Genomic DNA, 3,623 nt, shown 5'->3' with positions numbered 1-3,623 from the left:
GCTGATTTGTCATGCTGAGTCCTTGGCATAGGCCAAGGATTTCATGCAGCAAGATAAGCAGACCCTTGGCTATCGTCACGAAAGACCTCGCCGGTCGGGGCGGCGAGCGCATTCCTTGACCAAGAACAACGTCTTTTAAGCGTTGGCGTGGCAGTCTACCTGAAAAGCCCGCGTCCTTCTACGGTTAGGTTTGGCGCGGCTCGGGCGGGGCGAGCCGCGGCAGGTAGTCGCGCTTGTAGACCATGATGGTGCGCTTAAAGGTCATCACCACCACGCCGTCCTCTTTAAAGCCGGTGGTCCTGACGGTGACGATGCCCTGCTCTTTGCGCGAGCGCGACTCGCGCGTCTCGAGCACCTCGCTGCGGGCGTAGAGGGTGTCGCCTTCATAGACCGGCGCGGGCATGCGCACCTCGTCCCAGCCCAGATTGACGCCGTTTTGCGAGATGTCCGCGACCGACAAGCCGGTGATCAGGGCCAGGGTAAAGGTCGAGTCCACCAGCGGCTCGCCAAACTCTGTCCTGGCGGCGTAGGCCCGGTCGAAGTGGATGGGGTTGGGGTTGACGGTTAACAGCGTGAACCAGACGTTGTCGGTCGCCAGGACCGTCCGGCCCAGCGGATGGGGATAGATGTCGCCCACCTCGAAGTCTTCAAAGCACCTGCCCGTCCAGCCCTGTTTGATGGTCATCGCGCTCCTTTGAAATAGCTGTCAGCGTTCAGCCGTCAGCTATCAGCTAGACGTAGGTCCGCCGTGCGGACCTCAATCTTCATGATCCTCATAGGTCGTGGGGCTAGATCGCGCCCGCACGCCGCAGTGCGGCGATCCTCTCGGCGCCGTAGCCGAGTTCGGCGAGGATCGTTTCGGTGTGCTCGCCGACCTCGGGAACAGCGCCCATGACGGCTTCGGCGCCCGCCATCGTGACGGGCGGCAGAAGCGCCCTGAGCGGCCCCACCGGCGACTTGACCTCGGCCCAGCGCCCTCTGGCCGCAAGGCTGGGGTGGGCCAGAAACTCCTCCACCGTGCGCATCTGCGCGTGGGCGATGGCAGCCCCTTCAAGGCGCGCTTCGACCCCCTCGAGCGTAAGCCCCGCAAACACCCCTTCGATAGCCTCGTGCAGGGCCTCGCGGTGCCGCACCCGTTCGGCGTTCGAGGCGAACCTGGAATCTTCGGCGAGCTCGGGGCGTTCCAGAACAAGCTCGCAAAAGCGCCGCCACTCCCGCTCGTTTTGGATGCCCAGGAGAATATGCTTGCCGTCCCCGCTGGCAAAGGGGCCGTAGGGCGCGATGGTGGCGTGCATGGCGCCGGTGCGCGGCGGCGCGCTGCCGCCGTAGCCCGTATAGTAGGCGGGATAGCCCATCCACTCGGCCAGGGCCTCGAAGAGCGAGACCTCTATGATCGTCCCCTCGCCCGTGTTCGCGCGGTGAAAGAGCGCGGTGAGGACGCCCGAAAAGGCGTACATGCCGCCGGCAATGTCGGCGACCGAGATGCCCGCCTTGCTGGGTACCTCCTCGCTGCCGGTGACCGACAAGAGGCCCGCCTCGGCCTGAACGAGCAGATCGTAGGCCTTTTTGTCGCGGTAGGGGCCCGAGGAGCCGTAGCCCGAGAGGGTGCAGACGATGAGGGGGGGATAGCACGCCCTCAGCGCGTCGGCGCCGAAGCCCAAACGCTCGACCGCGCCCGGCGCCAGGTTGTGCATGAACACGTCGGCCTTCGCCAGCAAGCGCTCGAGGACAGCCTTGCCCTCGTCGCGCTTGAGGTCGAGCGTCAAGGACTCCTTGGCGCGGTTGAGCCAGACGAAGTGGCTCGACAAACCCTTCACGGTCTTGTCGTAGCCGCGGGCGAAGTCGCCCACGCCGGGCCGCTCGAGCTTGATGACCCTAGCGCCCAGGTCGGCGAGCTGGCGGCTGGCAAAGGGCGTTGCTACCGCCTGCTCGAGCGCCACGACCGTGATGCCGGTAAGCGGGCGCATCTAGTAAACCACCATCAGTAAGACCGGGGCAGCCCCAGGACGTGCTGCCCGATGTAGGCGAGGATCAGGTTGGTGGAAATCGGCGCCACCTGGTAGAGGCGCGTCTCGCGGAACTTGCGCTCGACGTCGTACTCGCTGGCGAAGCCGAAGCCGCCGTAGGTCTGCACCGCCACGTTGGCCGCTTGCCAGGACGCCTCGGCGGCTAAGTGCTTGGCCATGTTGGCCTCCGCGCCAGCCGGGCTGCCGCCGTCGAAGAGTTCGGCGGCCTTGTAGCGCATCAGGTCGGCGGCGCGCACGCGGATATAGGCCTCGGCGATGGGAAACTGCACGCCCTGGTTCTGGCCGATGGGCCTGCCGAAAAGCTCGCGCTCCTTGGCGTAGCTCGTGGCGCGGTCGGTAAACCAGTAGCCGTCGCCGATGCACTCGGCGGCGATGAGAATACGCTCGGCGTTCATGCCGTCTAAGATGTAGCGAAAGCCCTTGCCCTCCGCGCCGATCAGGTTCTCGGCGGGCACCGCAAGGTTGTCGAAAAAGACCTCGGTGGTGTGGTGGTTGAACATCGTCTTGATGGGCTTGATGGTGACGCCCTTGCCGACCGCTTCGCGCAAATCGACCAGGAAGACCGACAGCCCCTCGCTGCGCCTCGCGGCCTCTTCGCGCGGCGTGGTCCGCGCCAGGAGCAGCATCAGGTCGGAGTGGAGCGCCCGGGACGTCCAGATCTTCTGGCCGTCGACGATATAGTGGTCACCCCGGCGGACGGCGGTGGTGCTGAGGCTCAGGGTGTCGGAGCCGGCGTTGGGCTCGGTGACGCCAAAGGCCTGCAGCCGCAGTTCGCCCGAGGCGATCTTGGGCAGATACGCCTGCTTTTGCGCTTTGGAGCCGTGCCTTAAGAGCGTGCCCATGATGTACATCTGGGCGTGGCCGGCCGCCGCGTTGCCGCCCGAGCGGTGGACCTCTTCCAGGATGATCGAGGCCTCGGTGACGCCCAGGCCGGAGCCGCCGTACTCCTCGGGGATGAGCGCGGCCAGGTAACCCGCCTCGGTCATCGCCCGGATAAAGGCGTCGGGATAGCCTTCCCTTTGGTCGAGCTCGCGCCAGTAGGCGTCCGGGTAGCGCGCGCAGAGCTTGCGCACGCCCTGCCGCAAGTCGTCGTGAAGTTCGTCGGCTTGCGCGCTCACGCCCATGTCCTCATCTCCCATGTCCTCATCCTGCCTCCTCATCGGCCTGGAGATGGGCTAAGCGCCCGCGCTCGTAGAGGTCGCCGCCGTGAATGTCATTGACGACGACCGCTGGAAAGTCCTCGACGATGAACTCGCGAATCGCCTCGGGGCCGAGGTCCCCGTAGGCGACGACCCGACTCGCCTTGATACGCTGTGCCAGGATGGCAGCCGCGCCGCCGACCGCCGCCAAGTAGACGGCCCGGTGCTCCATGAGCGCTGCCCTCACTTCCTGTGAACGGTAGCCCTTGCCGATCAGGCCTTTTACGCCCTGCGCCAGGATGGCCGGGGTGTAGGGGTCCATGCGCCCGCTCGTCGTCGGCCCGGCGGAGCCAATGGCGTGACCCGGCTTGGCGGGCGCGGGGCCGACGTAGTAGATCACCTCGCCCCGCAGGGAGAGCGGTAGGCGCTCGCCTCCTTCGATGAGCGCCACCAGCCG

4 protein-coding genes are annotated in these 3,623 nt (G+C 66.2%); all 4 read right to left on the bottom strand.

Going from position 1 to position 3,623, the window contains the following annotated elements; all coding sequences use genetic code 11:
* Positions 1-184 precede the first annotated feature (184 nt).
* Positions 185-685 carry a MaoC family dehydratase gene (locus M3498_17250; GenBank protein ID MDQ3461014.1) on the bottom strand — a complete coding sequence of 167 codons (501 nt, stop codon included), beginning with the start codon at positions 683-685 and terminating at the stop codon, positions 185-187.
* A gap of 103 nt (positions 686-788) precedes the next feature.
* Positions 789-1,967: a CoA transferase gene (locus M3498_17245; protein ID MDQ3461013.1), complete on the bottom strand. Its 1,179-nt coding sequence runs from the start codon at positions 1,965-1,967 to the stop codon at positions 789-791.
* A 14-nt stretch (positions 1,968-1,981) separates the two neighbouring features.
* On the bottom strand, positions 1,982-3,166 hold the full coding sequence (locus M3498_17240) for an acyl-CoA/acyl-ACP dehydrogenase (protein MDQ3461012.1): 1,185 nt from the start codon (positions 3,164-3,166) through the stop codon (positions 1,982-1,984).
* A 4-nt stretch (positions 3,167-3,170) separates the two neighbouring features.
* Positions 3,171-3,623 (bottom strand): fumarate hydratase C-terminal domain-containing protein (locus tag M3498_17235; protein ID MDQ3461011.1); only part of this gene is annotated, 453 nt, incomplete at its 5' end.

This window comes from Deinococcota bacterium (genome assembly GCA_030858465.1).
GTDB lineage: Bacteria > Deinococcota > Deinococci > Deinococcales > Trueperaceae > JALZLY01.
The sequence above is the reverse complement of the archived record's forward strand: the minus strand, read 5'-3'. Positions and strand labels throughout refer to the sequence as shown.